This window comes from Streptomyces sp. ISL-12 (assembly GCF_018614415.1).
Taxonomy (GTDB): Bacteria; Actinomycetota; Actinomycetes; order Streptomycetales; family Streptomycetaceae; genus Streptomyces.
In genome coordinates this window covers 17,970-37,547 of record NZ_JAGGOO010000131.1, presented here as the reverse complement: position 1 = coordinate 37,547, position 19,578 = coordinate 17,970, and the positions used below count along the sequence as shown (strand labels likewise).

Here is a 19,578-nt window from a genome sequence, read left to right as displayed (position 1 = left end):
CGCGTCGACTCCCTCCTCCGCCTTGCAGCTGCACGCACCAGACCCCGCTCACCGGCATGGACAAGTCCCGCCGGTGTCCTGCGTCCTGATCCAAACGACAGGCCCTAGGGGGCGGGTTCAGGGACCGGTTCAGTGACGGAACACCGTCTGTTGCCCGGCCCCGGCCCCGGCACCCGGACCCGAGGCCCGGGTCAGCCGGTGCCGAGGCCGCCCGTCACCGCCTCGTCGCGGCGGACCGGTCCGTCGCGTGCGCGGGCGGCCCGGCCGGCTCCGGCAGCCCGGCGAGACCCGCCCCCGGGGGACCGTCCCCCGGCACCGGCTCGACGTTCTCCGCGAGGAAGCCGCCGGACTGGTGCTGCCACAGCCGGGCGTAGGCACCGTCCGCGGCGAGCAGCTCCTCGTGGGTGCCCTGCTCGACGACGCTGCCCCGGTCGAGGACGACGAGACGGTCCATGCCGGCGACCGTGGACAGCCGGTGGGCGACCACGAGGGCCGTACGTCCCTCCATCAGCCGCCACAGGGCGTCCTGGACCAGGATCTCGCTCTCCGAGTCCAGCGCGCTGGTCGCCTCGTCGAGCAGCAGGATCGGGGCGTCACGCAGGATGGCCCGGGCCAGGGCGACCCGCTGGCGCTGGCCGCCCGAGAGCTTCACGCCCCGCTCCCCCACCAGGGTGGCGAAGCCGTCGGGGAGCTGGTCGGCGAACTCCGTGACGTGCGCGGCCCTCGCCGCCGCGTGGATCTCCTCGTCGGTGGCGCCGGGCCGGGCGAAGGCGATGTTGTCCCGCAGGCTGCGGTGGAACATGGCGGGTTCCTGCGGGACGTAGGCGATCAGTGAGCGCAGGTCGGTCTGGCGCAGCGCGCTGATGTCCTGACCGCCGATCAGGATGCGTCCGCCGTCGACGTCCGACATCCGCAGCAGCAGCCGGGTGAGGGTGGTCTTGCCGCCGCCGGACCTGCCGACCAGGCCGATCCGCGCACCGCCGGGCACGTCCAGGTCGAGGCCTTCGAAGATCGGCTTGGCTCCGGCGTGCGCGAAGGTCACCGCCTCGAAGCGGACGCCGCTGTCGCGCGGCGCGATCGGTTCGGGCACCGCCACGTCCAGCACGGTGGGCGGGTCGAGGAGCAGCTCCGTGAACTGCGCGGCCTCGGTCATGGAGCTCTCCAGCCGCCGGTAGATCTGGTTGAACTCGAACATGATCTGGGTGGCGTTGGAGTAGTAGGTGAAGGCGACGACGATCTCCTCGACCCCGAGGCCCGGGCCGCCGAAGGCGATGGCGACGAACAGGCCCAGCACGTTGGTCAGTACGGACATCGGGGCGACCAGGGTGTCGACGCGCAGATTGCCGTAGTCCCACGACTTGAGCGTCAGGCGCCGGGACTCCGCGACCCGGCGGCGGTGTTCGTCGGCCTCCCGCCGCTCCGCCGCGAACGCCCGGATGGTCTCCATGTTCGCCAGGCTGTCGGCGACGTGCCCGGAGACCCGGGCGAGCGCCGCCTCCCGGTCGTTGACGAGCTTCTGCCGGCGGCGGATCAGGGGGGTCGCGCCCAGCACGGTCAGCGCGATCATCAGCAGCAGGCCGGCGACGAGCATCGGTTCGTAGCGCCACAGCACCACGGCACCGAACACCAGCGGGACGAGGCTGCCCACGATCCGGTACGTCACCGTGTCGACGAAGTCCTCGAAGCGCTTGCCGAAGCTCAGCACCCGCTTGGTCAGGGACCCGGCGAAGTTGTCGTGGAAGAACGCCGCGTCCTTGGCGAGGAGTTCGTCCATCCCGGTGACGTACAGGTGTTCCATGCCGAGGGCGTCCACGCGGTTCAGACAGTGCTGCCCGATCCGCCACACGGCCTCGGCGACCAGCAGTGTCACGCCGAAGGCCAGCACGTACGGCAGCGCCGTCGCGAGGGTGAGGCCGCCGTCCCCGGCGGCCTGCCCCGCCAGTTTGGCGATGAGCAGGGGGGCGACGTAGCGGATGCCGATGTTGCCGACGGCCGGCAGCAGCAGGGCGGGCAGGCTCAGCCGCCGCAGTCTCAGCAGTTCCCTGCCGTAGTGGCGCAGCGCCAGGACGACCGCGCTCCTGCCCGGCGTCGGTGGCCGCGAATCTTCTGTTCCCATCACACTCCCGAAGGTCGGAACTCGGAAGTTTCCCGGCGGGAGAGGCCACCAGTCCAGGCATTTACGGCGGACGGGCCAGAACCGGACACGCCGTGGGGACCCGCGGGCTGTTCAGGCGGTGCGGTCGGCTGTCAGCATGACGGATCCGGTTGGAGTGAGGGGCGAGCCGTGTTCTACCACCTGCTCAAGTACGTACTGCTGGGACCGCTGCTGAGACTGGTCTTCCGCCCCCGGATCGAGGGTCTGGACCATGTGCCGCCGTCGGGGGCGGCCATCGTCGCCGGCAATCACCTGTCGTTCTCGGACCACTTCCTGATGCCCGCCGTGCTGAGGCGCCGGATCACGTTCCTCGCCAAGGCCGAGTACTTCACCGGCCCCGGCCTCAAGGGGCGGCTGACCGCGGCCTTCTTCCGCAGTGCCGGGCAGATCCCGGTGGACCGCTCCGGCAAGGAGGCGGGCCGGGCCGCGATCCGGGAGGGGCTCGGCGTGCTCGGCCGGGACGAACTGCTCGGCATCTACCCGGAGGGAACCCGCTCGCACGACGGACGGCTCTACAAGGGCAAGGTCGGGGTCGCGGTGATGGCGCTGACGGCGGGTGTGCCGGTGGTGCCGTGCGCGATGATCGGCACCTTCGAGGCGCAGCCGCCGGGCCGGCGCCTGCCCCGCGTCCGCCCGGTGGCGATCCGCTTCGGCGCGCCCCTGGACTTCTCCCGCTACGCCGGCATGGAGCACGAGAAGACGGTCCTGCGGGCCGTCACCGACGAGATCATGTACGCGATCATGGCGCTGTCCGGGCAGGAGTACGTCGACCGGTACGCCGCCGACGTCAAGGCCGAGGAGGAGAAGAAGGCCGCGCGGGGGCGCCGGTTCCCCCGGATGCCGCTCGGTTAGCGTCCCTCTGCCCTCGGCAGACACGCACGACGGGAGGGGTTCCGCGCGCCTACGGTCCCGGTATGAGACGTGCTGTGGTGATCGGGGCGACGGGACAGATCGGGCGGCCGGCGGTGGGTGCGCTGGCCCGGGACGGCTGGGAGGTGACCGCCGTCTCGCGCGGCGGCGGACGGGACGCGGAGTGGCCCGAGGACGTACGGGTCGTGCGGGCCGACCGGGAGGACGACGGGGCCCTGGCCGCCGCGGTCGGTGACGGCTGCGACGTCCTGGTGGACGCGGTGGCGTTCGGTCCGGCACACGCGCGGCAGTTGACCTCGCTCGCCGGGCGGATCGGCTCGGCGGTGGTGCTCTCCAGCGTGTCGGTGTACGAGGACGACAAGGGCCGCAACTTCGACACCCAGGAGGAGCCCGGCGGCTTCCCCGAGTATCCGGTGCCGCTCACCGAGGAGCAGCGCACCGTCCGGCCGGGCGACGCCACCTACAGCACCCGCAAAGCGGCGCTGGAGCGGGAACTGCTGGCCGCGGGCGACCGGTTGCCGGTGACGCTGGTACGGGCGGGCGCGGTCCACGGGCCGTACTGCCGTACGCCCCGTGAGCTGTACTTCGTCAAGCGCAACCTCGACGGGCGGCGCCGCCGCGTCCTGGCGTACGGGGGCGCGAGCCGCTTCCATCCGGCGGGGGTGCGCAACGTCGCCGAGGTGATCCGGCTGGCCGCCGCCCGGCCGGGCAGCCGGGTGCTCAACGCCGTGGACCCGGACGCGCCGACGGTGGCCGAGATCGCTGCGGCGATCGACGCGGTGATGGGCGTGGCGGTGGAGGACGTCCTGGTGGACGGGCCTCCGCCCGCGCCCCGGGTGGGCGACACGCCCTGGTCGGTGCCGGCGCCGGTGGTGTGCGGCATGGGCGCGGCGGAGCGGGAGCTGGGCTACCGGCCGGTGACCCGGTACGCCGAGTCGCTGCCGGAGACCGTCGCCTTCATCGCGGAGCGGCTGGCCGGGGGACGGGACTGGCGGGAGGCGTACCCGAAGATGGCCCGGAACTACGGGGACCTCTTCGACTACGCGGCGGAGGACGCCTGGCCGGCGGGGCGCCGGGCATGAGAAAGGGGCGGCCGGATGAGCACCGGCCGCCCCTGACCCTGACGGGTTACGGCTTCGGCGTGGCGTGCGGGGCGCAGGTCACGTCGCGGGCGTCCACCTTGCCGGTGAGCAGGTAGGTGTCGACGCGGTCGTTGACGCAGGGGTTGGTCAGACCGGTGACGCCGTGCGAACCGGCGTCCCGCTCGGTGATCAGCCGGGAGCCCTTGAACCGCTGGTGCAGTTCGACGGCGCCCTCGTACGGGGTGGCCGCGTCCCGCTCCGCCTGGACGATCAGCACGGGCGGCAGGCCCTTGCCGGTCTTCACGTTCACCGGGGTGTTCTGCTGGGTGGGCCAGGTGGCGCAGGGCAGGTTCATCCAGGCGTTGGACCAGGTGAGGAACGGATAGTCCTCGTGCAGGCGGGTGTTGTCCCGGTCCCAGGTCTTCCAGTCGGTGGGCCACTTGGCGTCGGCGCACTCGACGGCCGTGTAGACGGCGTTGCCGTTCTCCGAGGAGGCGTTGCCCGCGGTGTCGGACATGTCCGGGGCGGCGGCGTCGACCAGGGCCTGGGTGTCGCCGGCGACGTACGCGCTGAACACCGAGGCGACGGACGCCCAGGCGGAGTCGTAGTACGGGGCGCTCTGGAAGAAGCCGAGCAGTTCGGCCGGGCCGACGACCCCGCCGATCGGGTTCTCCTTGGCGGTGGCGCGCAGCTTCAGCCACTGGGCCTGGACCTCGGCGCGGGTGTCGCCGAGGTGGTACGTCGCGTCGTTCTTCGCGACCCAGTCCTGCCAGTCCTTCCAGCGGGTCTCGAAGGCGACGTCCTGGTCCAGGTTGGCCTGGTACCAGATCTTCTCCCGGGAGGGGTTCACGACGCTGTCGACGACCATGCGGCGGACGTGGTCCGGGAAGAGGGTGCCGTAGACGGCGCCGAGGTAGGTGCCGTAGGAGACACCGAGGTAGTTGAGCTTCTTCTCGCCGAGGGCCGCGCGGATGACGTCCAGGTCGCGCGCGGTGTTCGGGGTGGTCATGTGCGGCAGCATCTCGCCGCTGCGCTCGGCGCAGCCCTCGGCGTACTCGCGGGCCAGCTTGCGCTGGGCGCGCTTGTCGGCCTCGGAGTCGGGGACCGGGTCGGCCTTGGGGGCCTTGACGAACTCCTGCGGGTCGACGCAGGAGATCGGCGTCGACTTGCCGACGCCGCGCGGGTCGAAGCCCACGAAGTCGTACGCCTCGGCCGTCTTCGCCCAGATCGCGTTCTTGGCGGTCACGCGGGCCGGGAAGCGCAGGCCCGAGCCGCCGGGGCCGCCGGGGTTGTAGATGAGGGCACCCTGGCGCTGGGCCTTCGTGCCGGTGTTGCCGATGCGGTCGACGGCGAGCTTGATCTGCTTGCCGTACGGCTTGGCGTAGTCGAGCGGGACGGTGACGTAGCCGCACTGGATCGGCGCGGGCAGGCTCCAGTCGGCGGGGCAGTCCTGCCAGTCGATCCCGGCCTTGGCGGCGCGGGCCGCGGCGACGGCGGCGCCGTACGCCTGCCGGTCCTGGGTGTTCCCGTGCCGGGCGGCCGGACTGGCGTCGGCCGCGGGCGCGGTGACGGCTCCGGCCGTCAGCAACCCGGAGACCAGCAACCCGGCGGTGCCGAGCGCGGCCGTGCTCCCCTTCAGTCGTCTCATCCTCAAGTGGACCTCCCCGTACATCCTTGCGATTGGTACGGGGATCCTCTCGGCTGTGGGTTCCCTGAGGACAGGGCCGACCCGACTTCTTTGCCAATCCGATAAACGGCGCCACCCGTTCGATCGGCGGAGTACGGTCCTCAGTCCCCGTCGAGGCCGGCCAGCGCCTCGTCCAGCAGCCGGCGCAGGCGCAGCGCGTCGGGGGCCACCGCGGTGACGAGGACGGCCGGCCCGGCCAGCGGCAGCACGGCCGCCCCCTCCCCGGCCGTCCGGGCCGACGGCGGCGACTGGGCGAACTCCGGCCGTACGACGACGGCTTGCCCGACGGCGCGATGTCCCGCCAGCACCGCGGGGCCGTCCCAGCCGCCGGGGGCGCCGGGGCCGCAGGACAGTTCCTGGTCGAGGACGCACCGGCCCGCGATCCGCACCGTCAGCCGGCTGGTGAGCCGCCCCGGTTCCTCACCGGCGCGGCCGAGCACCTGTTCCTCGCGCAGCACCAGCCGGGCGCCGGCGGCGAGGTCGGCCCGGGTGGTGACGTACAGGTCGCTGCCGCGGGCGGCGATCAACTGCTCGGGCAGCCAGTACAGTTCGCCGCCGTCGGCGACGGTGAGGCGGACGACGTAGCGGGCCTCGTCCTTGGTCTGGCCGGGCAGCGCGATGGTGGCCGCCGCCGATCCGACGCGCAGCCGGGCGCCCTCGCCGACGTCCGCCTCGACGGTGAGGCGGTCCCCGCCGAGCGGTCCGCTCATCGCGCCGACCAGCGTCACCCGCGCCTCGGTCCCGACGGACCGGGTCCGGCGTGGCGCGAGGGGTCCCTCACCGTCGAGCACCGGCAACGCGGTACCGCCCCGTCCGTCGCGTCGGGCGTGGACGCGGGCCGTGGCCCGGACGCCGGCGGTTCCGAGGGCGTCGGTGGATTCCCGGGCACCGGCGGTCTCCCGGACGCCAGCGGGTCCGCGGGCGGCGTCCGTGCGGCTCACGCCGTCCACGCCGCGAGCCGGGACCGGACCCATGCGGCGACGTCCGCCACGCCCGTCTCCGCCCTGAGCGACTGGAGGACGACGGGCAGTTCCCCACGCTGCGCCTTGGCGTCGGCGGACATCCGGGCCAGGTCGGAGCCGACGTACGGGGCGAGGTCGGTCTTGTTGACGACGAGCAGGTCGGCGGTGGTCACGCCGGGGCCGCCCTTGCGCGGGATGTCGTCACCGCCGGCCACGTCGATGACGAAGATCTGCGCGTCGACCAGGCCCCGGGAGAAGGTGGCGGTCAGGTTGTCCCCGCCGGACTCGACGAGGATCAGGTCCAGGGGGCCGACCTCGTCCTCCAGGTCCTCGACGGCTTCGAGGTTGGCGGAGATGTCGTCCCGGATCGCGGTGTGCGGGCAGGCCCCGGTCTCCACGGCGGCGATCCGCTCGGGCGGCAGCACGGCCTCGCGGAGCAGGAACTCGGCGTCCTCGCGGGTGTAGATGTCGTTGGTGACGACCGCGAGGGACAGTTCGTCGCGCAGCGCCCGGCAGAGCGCGGCGACGGTGGCGGTCTTGCCGGACCCGACGGGTCCGCCGAGCCCGATCCGCAGGGCACGGCGGGTCCCGTCGGGGCGGTGCGCGTCGGCGCTGACGGCGGCGGGACCGTGGGAGTGGGGGTGATCGAGGTGCATGACGGCTCCTTCTCGAACTGGGGGATTGGGGGGTGCGGCCCTCAGGACGGCAAGCTCAGGAAGCGAACAGCCGCACCGGCCGCCCCGCGTGCGCCTCCGCCAGGATCTCCAGCAGCGGCGCGGAGGCCGCGGGCAATGCCTCCGTCCCCGTGTCGACGACCTCGCGGGCCGTCTCGACGGCCCGGTCGGCCACCCGGTCCAGCTCCGGCGCCAGCCGCGCCAGCACCCCGGTGGCGTCGAACGGGTCCAGGCTCAGCAGCCGCACCACGGCCGTCGCCGGCCCGCTCACGCTCTCGTACGCCGCGCAGTACGCCGCGTCGTCCGGCCCGAGCCCCGCCGCGCGCGCCGTCAGCCCGAGTACGACCGGCTGGTGCGCGCCCTTGGGAAAGGCCCGGGCGAGACCGGCGAGTTCGGCGGACGGCCAGGTGGCACGGGCCGCCCGCATCAGCTGCCGGCCCAGCTTCCGCGCGGCGGTGCGCAGCGCGGGCGACGGCGTCCGGGCGTCCGCGGCGGCGTCGAGGGCCACCGGGTCCGCGCCGAGGGCCGCCGCCGCGGCGAGCGCGGCCGACACCAGCCCTGTCGTGTGCAGCCGGCCCCGGCAGAAGGCTTCGAGGTCCTCGGCCCCGGTGATCCGCCCGGCGCGTACGGCCGCCTCAGCGCCCCCGGAGTGCGCGTGCCCTCCGGCGGGGAAGCGGCCGTCGGCCAGGACCAGCAGCGCAGCCCTGGACATCAGAAGAGGAAGTAACGCTGGGCCATGGGCAGTTCCGCGGCCGGCTCCGCCTCGACCAGCTCGCCGTCGATGTGCACGGCGAAACTGTCGGGGTCGATCCGTACGTCGGGCCGCGCGTCGTTCTCCCGCATGTCGGCCTTGGTGACCGCGCGGGTGGAGTCGATCGCCGTGAAGCCCTTGCCGAGACCGAGGCGTTCGGGCAGCCCGTCGTCGATCGCCGGGCCGGCCACGAAGTTGACGGAGTTGCCGGCCGGGGCCCGTCCGATCGCCCCGTACATCGGCCGGGGCAGGACCGGCTGCGGGGTCGGGATGGAGGCGTTGGCGTCGCCCATCTGCGCGTACGCGATCTGGCCGCCCTTGATCACGAGCAGTGGCTTGACGCCGAAGAACTCCGGTTCCCACAGCACCAGGTCGGCGAGCTTGCCGGTCTCGACGGAGCCGATCTCGCGGGCCATGCCCTGGGCGAGCGCCGGGTTGATCGTGTACTTGGCGACATAGCGGCGCACGCGGTGGTTGTCCGCGCGGCCGTCGCCCGGCAGCGCGCCGCGCCGGCGCTTCATGACGTGGGCGGTCTGCCAGGTGCGCAGGATCACCTCGCCGACCCGGCCCATCGCCTGGGAGTCGGAGGAGATGATCGAGATGGCGCCCAGGTCGTGCAGGACGTCCTCGGCGCCGATGGTGGACGGCCGGATGCGGGACTCGGCGAAGGCGAGGTCCTCGGGGACGGCCGGGTTGAGGTGGTGGCAGACCATCAGCATGTCGAGGTGTTCCTCGGCGGTGTTGACGGTGTAGGGCCGGGTCGGGTTGGTGGAACTGGGCAGCACGTGCGGCTCGGAGACCACGGTCATGATGTCGGGCGCGTGGCCGCCGCCCGCGCCCTCGGTGTGGTACGCGTGGATGCCGCGTCCGCCGATCGCGGCGAGCGTGTCGCCCACGAAACCGGCCTCGTTGAGGGTGTCGGTGTGGATGGCCACCTGGACGCCGGTCGCGTCGGCGACGGTGAGGGCGGCGTCGATGGCGGCCGGGGTCGCCCCCCAGTCCTCGTGGATCTTCAGACCGGCCGCGCCTCCTCGGATCTGGGAGAGCATCGCCTCGTGGGAGACGGTGTTGCCCTTGCCCAGCAGGCCGATGTTGAGGGGGTAGGCCTCCATCGCCGCGAACATCCGGGCCAGGTGCCAGGGCCCCGGCGTGACGGTGGTGGCCTTCGACCCCTCGGCCGGACCGGTGCCGCCGCCGACCAGGGTGGTGACGCCGGACGCCAGCGCCTCGTCGGCCACCTGCGGGCAGATGAAGTGCACATGGGCGTCGACGGCGCCGGCGGTGAGGATGCGCCCGTTGCCCGCGATGATCTCGGTCTCGGGGCCGATGACGAGGTCGGGGTGGACGCCGTCCATGGTGTCCGGGTTGCCGGCCTTGCCGATGCCGGTGATCCGGCCGTCGCGGATGCCGACGTCGGCCTTGACGATCCCCCAGTGGTCGATGATCACGGCCCCTGTGATGACGGTGTCGGGGGTGCCGTCGGCGCGGGTGGCGCGGGACTGGCCCATCGACTCGCGGATGACCTTGCCGCCGCCGAACACGGCTTCGTCACCGGCGCGTCCGGGGCCGCCGGAGCGGTCCTCCTCGATCTCGACCAGCAGGTCCGTGTCGGCGAGGCGGACCCGGTCGCCGGTGGTGGGGCCGAACAGGTCGGCGTAGGCGGGGCGGGAGATCTCAGGCATCGAGGGCACCCCCGGTCTCGCCGCGCAGTCCGGGCACGATCCGGGCGCCGGCGACGGGGAGGAGTTCGACCTCGACGGGGATGCCGGGCTCGAAGCGTACGGCCGTGCCGGCTGCGATGTTCAGCCGCTTGCCGCGGGCCGCGGCGCGGTCGAACTCCAGTCCCGGGTTGGCCTCGGCGAAGTGGTAGTGCGAGCCGACCTGGACGGGGCGGTCGGCGGCGTTGAGGACGGTCAGCCGGGTCGTTTCGCGGCCCTCGTTGTAGACGATCGGGCCGTCGGCGAACAGGATCTCTCCGGGTATCACGGCGCGGCTCCCCCTCAGACGATCGGGTCGTGGACGGTGACGAGCTTGGTGCCGTCCGGGAAGGTCGCCTCGACCTGCACGTCGTGGAGCATCTCCGGGATGCCCTCCATGACGTCGTCCCGGGTGAGCAGCTTGCGGCCGGAGGACATCAGCTCGGCGACGCTGCGGCCGTCCCGCGCGCCCTCCAGGATGTGCGACGTGATCAGGGCGACGGCCTCGGGATGGTTCAGCTTCAGGCCGCGCGCCCGGCGCTTCTCGGCGACATCGGCCGCCACATGGATCAGCAGCCGCTCTTGCTCATGCGGGGTCAGTCGCACGTCCCACCTCACAGTCCTCGCTCCGGACCGTGCCGGGTCCGGTCGCCGCGGCCACGGGGCGACGTCCCAGGTGGCCGGAGCGGCAGGCTAGTTGCACCGGGTTTCGCTCACGTTAACCCGCCCAAGATCACTTCTCGTTGCCCGGAGCTACTTCTTGGGCGTCCCTTTGCCCAGGCGTGAAGGGACGCGTGAACGGGCGCGGGGACGGCTCGCGTGGACGCGGGAACGGCCCGAGCGGACGCGCGGGCGCCGATGCCGGTTCCGGCGCCCGCTCCGGGTTCCGTATCGCGGGGGGCCGAACGGAGCCGGAACGGGCCGAACGGCGTACCGCCTATCGGCGTAGATTCACGTCCGTTTCCGGGACCGTCCGGCTTGCGCAACGCGCCTGGCTCATCGGCGAAATGGCGACTCCGCCGCTGGTGGGGAGGTCACCGGCCCCGGCGGCGGTGGCCCGGACGGTGCACCGTCCACCCGAATGGATGAGTGGTGAGTAACAACACAAAGTCCACGTTCCGTTGGGATTTTCCCACTTCGGTGCGTCAAGATCCCTGACTGACGACAAGACCCCGCCGCAGCGGCGGGGCGATCCGGGCGGACGCCGAGTCCTGCCGCCGCCCGGATGACCGGTCGACAGGAGTGGATCGGCAGGAGTGGAGGACCCGAGCACGACGGGTCGCCGGCCCGGTCACGCCATGACCGGAGCCGAGCAGCCCTTGGGGTGAAGCCGCACTCGTGCGGCCGGGCAACTTCGCCAGCCCGAATCCGACAGGTCATCCTTCACAGGCGGCTGACGAAGGGTTGCGCATGACTGCGCTCAATCGTGTCCCGTCGCTCATGGTCCGGGCCGGTACGGCCTCGGCCCTCACCATCGCCGCCGTGGGCGGCTCGATCGTGGTCCCCGGCATCGCCTCCGAGGCCGCCGCGGCGACCCATGCGACCAAGGCGCTGAAGATCGCGGCCTCCAAGAAGGGCGCCCCGTACCGGTACGGGGCCACCGGGCCGTCCCGCTTCGACTGCTCAGGGCTGACGCTGTACTCGTTCAAGAAGGCCGGCAAGAAACTGCCCCGCACGGCGGCCCAGCAGTACAACCGGACCCGCCATGTCTCCGCCTCCAGCCGCAAGGCCGGCGACCTGGTGTTCTTCCACTCCGGCCGCAGCGTCTACCACGTGGGCATCTACGCCGGAAAGGGCAAGATCTGGCACGCCCCGAAGACCGGTGACGTGGTGCGGCTGCAGAAGATCTGGACGAAGAGCGTCTGGTACGGCCGGGTGAAGTGATCCGCCCGAGGGGGCGCGCCGCCGACCCTGCCGGGGGCGCGCTCCCTCGAGTGCGTATGGGGCCGTACCGGGCGTACGGGCCCCATGGGCGCCGTAGGGACCGTACGGGTCGCACGGGACCGTACGGGTCGGCAGGGGTGCCGTACGGGCGCGTACTGGGCGTACGGGTGCATACGGGGCGCACGGGAGCTCCAGGCGTGGCGCGGGCCCGGCGGGTGGTCCGTACGGCATGACCGGCCGCCCTTCCCGGACCGCGCGCGACGAGACCCGCCGCGGTGACACCTGCCGCGCGCGGCGGGTGCGGCGGACGGAGCGCGCGGGGGACGCCGGGTCCCGGAGGGCGGCCCGCCGCACCCAGCCCGCCCCGTCACCGTCGCCGATCGCGCCGTACCGTCGTCGGGAGCGGCTCGGCCGGGGGTGTCCAGGGGAGTTCGACGGAGACGGTCTTGCCGCCCTCCCGGGTGGGGCGGACTCTCAGGCGCCCGCCGCATTCGGCGGCGAGGCAGCGGATGATGACCATGCCGCGGCCGTTGTCCTGCTGGACGGCCGCGGGCAGGCGCTTGGGGAAGCGCGGGTGGCTGTCGGTGACACCGATGCGCAGGTGCTCGTCACGGTCGAGCGCCAGGTCCACCGTGAAGGTGGGTGACTGTCCCAGGGTGTGCTGCACGACGTTGGTCGCCAGCTCCGAGACGATGAGCCGGATGGTGTCGGACACTTCCGTGCCGGCGGACAGTCCCCACTCCGCGAGCGTGCCGACGACGTAGGTCCGGGCGGCGGACACCGAGGCGGGATCGCTCGGCAGAGTGACGGATGCTTCCAGGTGGTCTGCCATGGCGACGTCGTCCCTTTCCGACGGGACCGCAGCCCCACACGGAGCGGATGGTTCGAGTACGGTCCCGGACTGTGCTTGGTCGCCAGAGTGCCATCACCACGCCGGTGAAGGGTGGCGATCCCCCAAGATGTGCATATATCTGTCGCTCGAAGCGGTGAACTCTGCGACTGCAGACCCCTTTTGCGCGACTCATAAGGAGTAAGGAGTTGGCCCATGCGGCACGGTCCCGTGGTGCGCCGCCGGAAGCTGGGCGCCGAACTGCGCACGCTGCGCACGGAGGCGGGGATCACCAGCGGCGAGGCGGCCCGGCTGGCGGGATGGCACCAGTCCAAGGTGAGCCGGATCGAGACCGGGACGAGTGGCGCGAAACCCGGCGACGTGCGGTTACTCCTGGACGTCTACGGCGTGGCCGACGCCCAGTTGCGCGAGGTCATCCTCGCCCTGGCGGGGTCCGAGGACAACGGCGGCCGGCAGCACTGGTGGCACCCCTACCGGGGCGTGCTGCCGCCGGCCTACCGCGACTTCATCAGCCTGGAGTCCCAGGCGAGCACGATGCGCACCCTGGAGACCACCGTGGTCCCCGGCCTGCTCCAGACACCGGAGTACGCCCGTGCGGTGACCCGCGCCGCGATGGACGGACTGCCGGAGGAACGGATCGACGCACTGGTCGAGGTGCGGCTGACCCGGCAGGACGTGCTGCGCTCCGCCACCCCCCTGCGCCTCAGCGCCGTACTGGACGAGGCGGTGCTGCGCCGGACGGTCGGCGAGCCGGGCGTGATGGCCCGCCAGTTGGAGCGGCTGGTCGACGCGGCGCGGCTGCCCCACGTCCGGCTCCAGGTGCTGCCGTTCGCCGCCGGAGCCCACATCGGCGTCACGGGGCCTTTCGTTATCTTCTCGTTTTCGAGCACTTCTGATCTAGACGTGGTTGTTCTCGACCACTTGACGAGTAGCCTCTATCTGGAACGGAAAGAAGACCTGGAGGCCTACACCGAGGCTTTCAACGCCCTGCAGGTTCACGCCCTTTCGCCCGACGACTCATTGGATCTCATCGCCGCGACAGCGGCCGGCGCGTAAGGAGGCACCATGTCAACACCTCCGCGGCACGTCCCTTCCAGCACCCGACTGCACGGTGTCCGGTGGCTGCGCAGCAGCTACAGCACCGGGGCCAACAACTGCGTGGAGACGGCCCGTCCGTCGGCCGGCCCCTGGGCCGGACTCCTCGCCGTGCGCGACTCCAAGGATCCCGCCGGACCGGCCCTGCTCATCTCCCCCGGGAGTTGGACGGGCTTCACCGCTGGGCTCCGCCAGAAGTAACCCCGTGCGGCAGCCGACGACGCACGGCCGTGTCACGCCGACTCATGGCCGCGTTTCGCGGATCGTCCGCACAGCACGTTCGACCTGATCCTCGGTGAGGTCCGCACGGGCGGTCAGCCTGAGCCGTGAGATGCCGTCGGGCACGGAAGGAGGACGGAAGCATCCCACGGCCAGGCCGGCCGTACGGCAGTCAGCCGCCCACCGTACGGCCTGAACCGAGGACGGCGCGCGCACCGATACCACGGCGGCGTCCGGGCGCACCGCCTCCAGACCCGGGGCCGTACGGGCCGAGACCGTACGAGCCGGGGCCGTAGGAGCCGTGGCCGTACGGACCGGGACCGTAGGAGCCGTGGCCGTACTGGCCGTGGCCGTCAGCCGCGCGTGCAGGTCCGTCGCCACCGCGCGGGCCCGCGCGGCCCGTTCCGGTTCGCGGCGCAGCAGCCGCAGCGCCGCCAGCGCGGCCCCAGCCGCCGCGGGCGCCAGTCCCGTGTCGAAGATGAACGTCCGGGCCGTGTCGACCAGATGGCCGATCACCCGCGCCGGGCCGAGGACCGCCCCGCCCTGGCTGCCCAGCGACTTCGACAGCGTGACCGTGGCGACGACGTCCTCCGCGCCCGCGAGTCCGGCGGCGTGCGGGGCACCCCGGCCGCCGTCGCCGAGTACGCCGAGGCCGTGGGCGTCGTCGAGGAGCAGCCCGGCGCCGCGCTCCCGGCAGACCGCGGCCAGCGCGGTCAGCGGGGCGGCGTCGCCGTCGACCGAGAACACCGTGTCGGAGACGACGACCGCGGGCCCGTCGTGCGTCCGCAGCGCCTTGCGCACCGCGTCCGGCGCGGCGTGCGGCACGACCTGGGTGGTGCCCCGGGCCAGCCGGCAGCCGTCGATCAGCGAGGCGTGGTTGCCGGCGTCGGAGACGAGCAGCGAGCCGTGCGGCGCCAGCGCGGTGACGGCGGCGAGGTTGGCCGCGTAACCGGAGGAGAAGACGAGGGCGGCCTCGAAGCCGCAGAAGGCGGCCAGTTCGTGTTCGAGTTCCGCGTGCAGTTCCGTGGACCCGGTGACCAGCCGGGATCCGGTCGCGCCGCCGCCCCAGATCCGTGCCGCCCGGGCCGCCCCCTCGGTCACCTCGGGGTGCCGGGCCAGACCCAGGTAGTCGTTGCTCGCCAGGTCGAGGAGCGGGTCCCCGGCCGGGCGGGAACGCAGGCTCCGCAGCAGCCCGGAGCGCCGGCGCAGTTCCCGCTGCGTGTCGATCCAGTCGAACGCCATGGGACGGTCCTTCCGGGTGATCTGTGAGCAGAGGTTTGTAGACAGTGAACAGACACTAGCGGCCCGGCAAGGGGCTCACGGTGTGGCAATCCCCACAGGTCGAACCGGACGTGTTGTGGGAACCCTCCTTTCGCCGAGGGCCGTTGATGGGCCAGGATCGCCTGCCATGGACCTGAGCGCATTGCTGAACACGCTGGTGGACAAAGGCCTGCGGCGCGAGCCGCCGACCCGCGAGGAGGCGCTGGCCGTCCTCGCCACGTCGGACGACGATCTGCTCGATGTGGTGGCCGCGGCCGGCAAGGTGCGCCGGCACTGGTTCGGCCGCCGGGTGAAGCTCAACTACCTCGTCAACCTCAAGTCGGGCCTGTGCCCCGAGGACTGCTCCTACTGCTCGCAGCGGCTCGGCTCGGGGGCGGAGATCCTCAAGTACACCTGGCTCAAGCCGGACCAGGCGTCCGAGGCCGCCGCCGCGGGGGTCGCCGGGGGCGCCAAGCGGGTGTGCCTGGTGGCGAGCGGGCGCGGACCGACCGACCGGGACGTGGACCGGGTCTCGGAGACCGTCGCGGCCATCAAGGAACGGCACGAGGACGTGGAGGTCTGCGCCTGCCTGGGCCTGCTCTCCGAGGGCCAGGCGGAGCGGCTGCGGGAGGCGGGCGCCGACGCCTACAACCACAACCTCAACACGTCCGAGGCGACGTACGGGGACATCACGACCACGCACACGTACGCCGACCGGGTGGACACGGTGCGCAAGGCGCACGCCGCCGGTCTGTCGGCCTGCTCCGGGCTGATCGCGGGCATGGGCGAGAGCGACGAGGACCTGGTGGACGTGGTGTTCTCGCTGCGCGAGCTGGACCCGGACTCGGTGCCGGTGAACTTCCTGATCCCGATGGAGGGAACGCCGCTGGCCACCGAGTGGCACCTGACGCCGCAGCGGTGCCTGCGCATCCTGGCGATGACGCGGTTCGTCTGCCCGGACGTGGAGGTGCGGGTGGCGGGCGGCCGCGAGGTCCATCTGCGCACCCTGCAGCCGCTCGCCCTGCACCTGGCCAACTCCGTCTTCCTCGGCGACTACCTCACCAGCGAGGGCCAGGCGGGCCGGGCGGACCTGGAGATGATCGCGGACGCCGGGTTCGAGGTGGAGGGCGCCGGCGAGGCGACCCTGCCGGAGCACCGGGCGGGCGGTGAACGCACCGATCTGGTGGCCGTACGCCGTCGCGGTGCCGGAACGGACCTCGCGCCCAATGCCTGACCTGACGGTGGAGGAACTCCTGGACCTCGACCGGCGGCACGTGTGGCATCCGTACGGTCCGATGCCCGGCCGGCGCGACCCGCTGGTCGTGGCGTCGGCGGACGGGGTGCGGCTGCGGCTGGCCGACGGCGGCGGTGAACTGGTCGACGGCATGTCCTCCTGGTGGTCGGCCGTGCACGGCTACAACCACCCGGTGCTGAACCGGGCGGCACGCGAACAGCTGGGGCGGATGAGTCACGTGATGTTCGGCGGGCTCACCCACGAGCCCGCCGTACGGCTGGCGAAGCTGCTGGTCGACCTGTCGCCCGACGGTCTGGAACACGTCTTCCTCGCCGACTCCGGTTCGGTGTCGGTGGAGGTGGCGGTGAAGATGTGTCTCCAGTACTGGCGTTCGCTCGGCCGGCCGGCGAAGCGGCGGCTGCTGACCTGGCGCGGCGGCTATCACGGCGACACCTGGCAGCCGATGTCGGTGTGCGACCCCGAGGGCGGGATGCACGGGCTGTGGGCGGGGCTGCTGCCGCGCCAGGTCTTCGCCGACGCCCCGCCGGCGGAGTACGACGAGGCGTACGCCGCCCGGCTGGGGGCGCTGGTCGAACGGCACGCCGGCGAACTGGCGGCGGTGATCGTCGAGCCGGTGGTGCAGGGGGCGGGCGGGATGCGGTTCCACTCCCCCGCGTATCTGCGGGTGCTGCGGGAGGCGTGCGACGCGCACGGCGTGCTGCTGGTGTTCGACGAGATCGCGACCGGCTTCGGGCGTACGGGGACGATGTTCGCGGCGGAGCACGCGGCGGTGGCGCCGGATGTGATGTGCCTGGGCAAGGCGCTGACCGGCGGTTATCTGACGATGGCGGCCACACTGTGCACGTCCCGGGTGGCCGAGGGCATCTCGCGCGGCGAGGTGCCCGTACTGGCCCACGGGCCGACGTTCATGGGCAATCCGCTGGCGGCGGCCGTGGCCTGCGCCTCGATCGGGCTGCTGCTCGGACAGGACTGGCGCGCCGAGGTCGGGCGGATCGAGGCGGGGCTGCGGGACGGGCTGGCGCCGGCCGCGTCGCTGCCGGGGGTGCGGGACGTACGGGTGCTCGGCGCGATCGGCGTGGTCCAGCTCGACCACGAGGTCGACATGGCTGCGGCGACGGCGGCGGCCGTGCGCGAGGGGGTGTGGCTGCGGCCGTTCCGCGACCTCGTCTACACGATGCCGCCGTACGTCACGGACGACGCGGACGTGGCCCGGATCGGCCGCGCGGTGTGCGCGGCGGCGCGGGAGGGGTGACGTGACCGGACGAGGTACGCCCGGCGGCCCGGCGGACAGGAGGACGACATGACCGTGCTCATGATCACGGGGACCGGTACGGAGGTCGGGAAGACGGTGGTGACCGCCGCCGTCGCCGCGGCGGCCGTGGCGGCCGGCCGGTCGGTGGCGGTGCTGAAGGCCGCGCAGACGGGGGTGGCACCCGGTGAGCCCGGGGACGCCGAGGAGGTCGGGCGGCTGGCGGGCCCGGTCACCACCGCGGAGCTGGCCCGCTATCCCGAACCCCTGGCGCCCGCGACGGCCGCGCGGCGGGCCGGGCTGGCTCCCGTGCGGCCGGACGACGTGGCCGACGCCGCGGAGAAGCTGGCCGCCTCCCACGACCTGGTGCTGGTGGAGGGGGCGGGCGGGCTGCTCGTACGGTTCGACGCGGCGGGCGGCACGCTGGCGGACGCCGCCGGGACGCTGGGCGCCCCGGTGCTGATCGTGGCGCCGGCCGGTCTCGGCACCCTGAACGCGACGGAGCTGACGGCCCGTGAACTGCGCGCGCGGGGGCTGGTGCCGCTGGGCGTGGTGATCGGCAGCTGGCCCGCGCGTCCGGACCTCGCCGCGCGCTGCAACGTCACCGACCTGCCGGACGTCGCCGGCGCACCACTGCTGGGCGCGGTGCCCGCAGGCGCCGCCACCCGCGCCCCGGCCGGTTTCCGGACGGCGGCACGGAGCTGGCTGGCGCCGGAGGTGGGCGGCACCTGGGACGCGGAGGAGTTCCGGAGGCGAGAGGGGGCCTGAGCAAATCCGGACAGGGGCGGCGCCTGGGACACACGGAGGAACCCCGGGACCGAGAGGGCGCCTGAGCGGATCCGGAGACGGGCGGCGCCTGGGACACACGGAGGAACCCCGGGGCCGGGAGGGAGAGCCTGAGCGGACGTGTGGTGTCCTGGCCGCGACGGCCCGCAGCGCCCGCCCGACGGCCCGTCGGCACCGGGACCGCCCGCGCGGCCCTCGCGAAGAGAGGGCCTGGGCAGGGGTGCGTGGCGCCGGTACGGGGGACAATCGCGGTAACGCGTCCGCGTCCCTCGGCGAGGGAGGTCCCATGCCGCTCCGTTCCGCCCGCGACCCGGCCATGCCACGGGACGCCGTGCACCACCCGTGGTTCGCGCGCCGCTACGCCCGGCTCAGCGTGACCGCCGAGACCCGGATGGGCATGGGGCCGATCCGCGACCGGCTGCTCACCGGACTCTCCGGGCGGGTGATCGAGATCGGCGCGGGCAACGGCCTCAACTTCACCCACTACCCGCGCACCGTCTCCGAGGTCGTCGCCATCGAGCCGGAGCGGGTGCTGCGACAGCTGGCGGTGGAGGCGGCGCTGCGCGCGGAGACCCCCGTCGACGTGGTACCGGGCACCGCCGAGGCGCTGCCGGTCAAGAGCGAGGGGTTCGACGCGGCCGTGGTCTCCCTGGTGCTGTGCAGCGTCCGTGACGTGCCCCGGGCACTTGCGGAGCTGCGGCGGGTGCTGCGGCCCGGCGGCGAGGTGCGGTTCTTCGAGCACGGGCGGGGCGGCGGCCGGCTGATGACCCTCGCCCAGCGTGCCCTGGACCGGACGGTGTGGCCACCGCTGGCCGGCGGCTGCCACGTGTCGCGGGACCCGCTCGCCGCGCTGCGCGAGGCCGGGTTCACGCTGGGCCCCTACCGGCGGACCCTGATGCCGGAGAAGGGTCCACGGCTGCCCACGTCGTACTGCGTACTGGGCACCGCCTGGCGGGCGGGGACCGGCACGGCGACACCGCGCTGAGCGGCGGGACGCCGTACGGCCGCGAAGACGTCCCCCCTTGCCGCCGTACGGTCAGGGCACGACCCGGGCGCCGCCGCCCGTACCGGCCTGGCGCTCTTCCCGGCGCACCCGGCGGCG

General features: G+C 73.2%; 19 protein-coding genes and 1 riboswitch. Of the genes, 9 read left to right on the top strand and 10 right to left on the bottom strand.

What is annotated here, in order from left to right; translation table 11 throughout:
- Positions 1-214: 214 nt before the first annotated feature.
- Positions 215-2,116 carry an ABC transporter ATP-binding protein gene (locus tag J7I94_RS31480; protein WP_215172607.1) on the bottom strand — a complete coding sequence of 634 codons (1,902 nt, stop codon included), beginning with the start codon at positions 2,114-2,116 and terminating at the stop codon, positions 215-217.
- Between the two features lie 168 nt (positions 2,117-2,284).
- Between J7I94_RS31480 and J7I94_RS31475 the strand changes: the two genes are divergently transcribed.
- Positions 2,285-3,007, top strand: a complete 723-nt coding sequence (locus J7I94_RS31475) for a 1-acyl-sn-glycerol-3-phosphate acyltransferase (protein ID WP_215172605.1) — start codon at positions 2,285-2,287, stop codon at positions 3,005-3,007.
- A 62-nt stretch (positions 3,008-3,069) separates the two neighbouring features.
- A complete protein-coding gene (locus J7I94_RS31470) occupies positions 3,070-4,107 on the top strand; it encodes an NAD(P)-dependent oxidoreductase (RefSeq protein WP_251076019.1) in 1,038 nt (345 codons plus the stop codon).
- Between the two features lie 46 nt (positions 4,108-4,153).
- Here the strand turns inward: J7I94_RS31470 and J7I94_RS31465 are convergent, their stop codons facing one another.
- The 7 genes from J7I94_RS31465 to J7I94_RS31435 form a co-directional block, all read right to left on the bottom strand.
- A complete protein-coding gene (locus J7I94_RS31465) occupies positions 4,154-5,755 on the bottom strand; it encodes an alpha/beta hydrolase (protein WP_215172603.1) in 1,602 nt (533 codons plus the stop codon).
- A 140-nt stretch (positions 5,756-5,895) separates the two neighbouring features.
- The gene (locus tag J7I94_RS31460; protein ID WP_308114780.1) at positions 5,896-6,735 is read right to left on the bottom strand and encodes an urease accessory protein UreD; all 840 of its coding nucleotides are present in this window, start codon (positions 6,733-6,735) and stop codon (positions 5,896-5,898) included.
- Complete coding sequence (gene ureG / locus J7I94_RS31455; protein WP_215172599.1) at positions 6,732-7,412, bottom strand: urease accessory protein UreG; 681 nt, start codon at positions 7,410-7,412, stop codon at positions 6,732-6,734. The genes J7I94_RS31460 and ureG overlap by 4 nt, the downstream gene beginning before the upstream one ends.
- Before the next feature lie 55 nt (positions 7,413-7,467).
- On the bottom strand, positions 7,468-8,142 hold the full coding sequence (locus J7I94_RS31450) for an urease accessory protein UreF (RefSeq protein ID WP_215172597.1): 675 nt from the start codon (positions 8,140-8,142) through the stop codon (positions 7,468-7,470).
- Complete coding sequence (locus J7I94_RS31445; protein ID WP_215172595.1) at positions 8,142-9,863, bottom strand: urease subunit alpha; 1,722 nt, start codon at positions 9,861-9,863, stop codon at positions 8,142-8,144. Before J7I94_RS31445 ends, J7I94_RS31450 begins: the two co-directional genes overlap by 1 nt.
- A complete protein-coding gene (locus J7I94_RS31440; RefSeq protein ID WP_215172593.1) occupies positions 9,856-10,167 on the bottom strand; it encodes an urease subunit beta in 312 nt (103 codons plus the stop codon). Before J7I94_RS31440 ends, J7I94_RS31445 begins: the two co-directional genes overlap by 8 nt.
- A 14-nt stretch (positions 10,168-10,181) precedes the next feature.
- Positions 10,182-10,484, bottom strand: a complete 303-nt coding sequence (locus J7I94_RS31435; RefSeq protein WP_215172590.1) for an urease subunit gamma — start codon at positions 10,482-10,484, stop codon at positions 10,182-10,184.
- 668 nt (positions 10,485-11,152) lie between these two features.
- Positions 11,153-11,285: riboswitch (cyclic di-AMP (ydaO/yuaA leader) on the top strand.
- Positions 11,286-11,288: 3 nt separating this feature from the next.
- Here J7I94_RS31435 and J7I94_RS31430 point away from each other — a divergent pair.
- Complete coding sequence (locus tag J7I94_RS31430) at positions 11,289-11,762, top strand: C40 family peptidase (RefSeq protein ID WP_215172589.1); 474 nt, start codon at positions 11,289-11,291, stop codon at positions 11,760-11,762.
- Positions 11,763-12,129: 367 nt separating this feature from the next.
- On the opposite strand, the gene J7I94_RS31425 is transcribed toward J7I94_RS31430, so the two are convergent.
- Positions 12,130-12,594, bottom strand: a complete 465-nt coding sequence (locus tag J7I94_RS31425) for an ATP-binding protein (RefSeq protein WP_215172587.1) — start codon at positions 12,592-12,594, stop codon at positions 12,130-12,132.
- A 213-nt stretch (positions 12,595-12,807) separates the two neighbouring features.
- On the opposite strand from J7I94_RS31425, the gene J7I94_RS31420 reads away from it, so the two are divergent.
- Positions 12,808-13,668, top strand: a complete 861-nt coding sequence (locus J7I94_RS31420; protein WP_215172585.1) for a helix-turn-helix transcriptional regulator — start codon at positions 12,808-12,810, stop codon at positions 13,666-13,668.
- 9 nt (positions 13,669-13,677) lie between these two features.
- Complete coding sequence (locus J7I94_RS31415; RefSeq protein ID WP_215172583.1) at positions 13,678-13,908, top strand: DUF397 domain-containing protein; 231 nt, start codon at positions 13,678-13,680, stop codon at positions 13,906-13,908.
- Positions 13,909-13,950: 42 nt separating this feature from the next.
- Here J7I94_RS31415 and J7I94_RS31410 read toward each other — a convergent pair whose 3' ends face one another.
- Positions 13,951-15,168, bottom strand: a complete 1,218-nt coding sequence (locus J7I94_RS31410) for an 8-amino-7-oxononanoate synthase (protein ID WP_215172581.1) — start codon at positions 15,166-15,168, stop codon at positions 13,951-13,953.
- A 166-nt stretch (positions 15,169-15,334) separates the two neighbouring features.
- Between J7I94_RS31410 and bioB the strand changes: the two genes are divergently transcribed.
- From bioB to J7I94_RS31390, 4 genes are all read left to right on the top strand, one after another.
- Positions 15,335-16,420, top strand: coding sequence for a biotin synthase BioB (gene bioB, locus J7I94_RS31405; protein WP_215172579.1), 1,086 nt, complete (start codon positions 15,335-15,337; stop codon positions 16,418-16,420).
- Positions 16,413-17,693 carry an adenosylmethionine--8-amino-7-oxononanoate transaminase gene (locus tag J7I94_RS31400; RefSeq protein ID WP_215172577.1) on the top strand — a complete coding sequence of 427 codons (1,281 nt, stop codon included), beginning with the start codon at positions 16,413-16,415 and terminating at the stop codon, positions 17,691-17,693. Before bioB ends, J7I94_RS31400 begins: the two co-directional genes overlap by 8 nt.
- Before the next feature lie 48 nt (positions 17,694-17,741).
- Complete coding sequence (gene bioD, locus J7I94_RS31395) at positions 17,742-18,458, top strand: dethiobiotin synthase (protein ID WP_215172575.1); 717 nt, start codon at positions 17,742-17,744, stop codon at positions 18,456-18,458.
- Between the two features lie 304 nt (positions 18,459-18,762).
- Positions 18,763-19,461, top strand: a complete 699-nt coding sequence (locus J7I94_RS31390; protein WP_215172573.1) for a class I SAM-dependent methyltransferase — start codon at positions 18,763-18,765, stop codon at positions 19,459-19,461.
- Positions 19,462-19,578 lie beyond the last annotated feature (117 nt).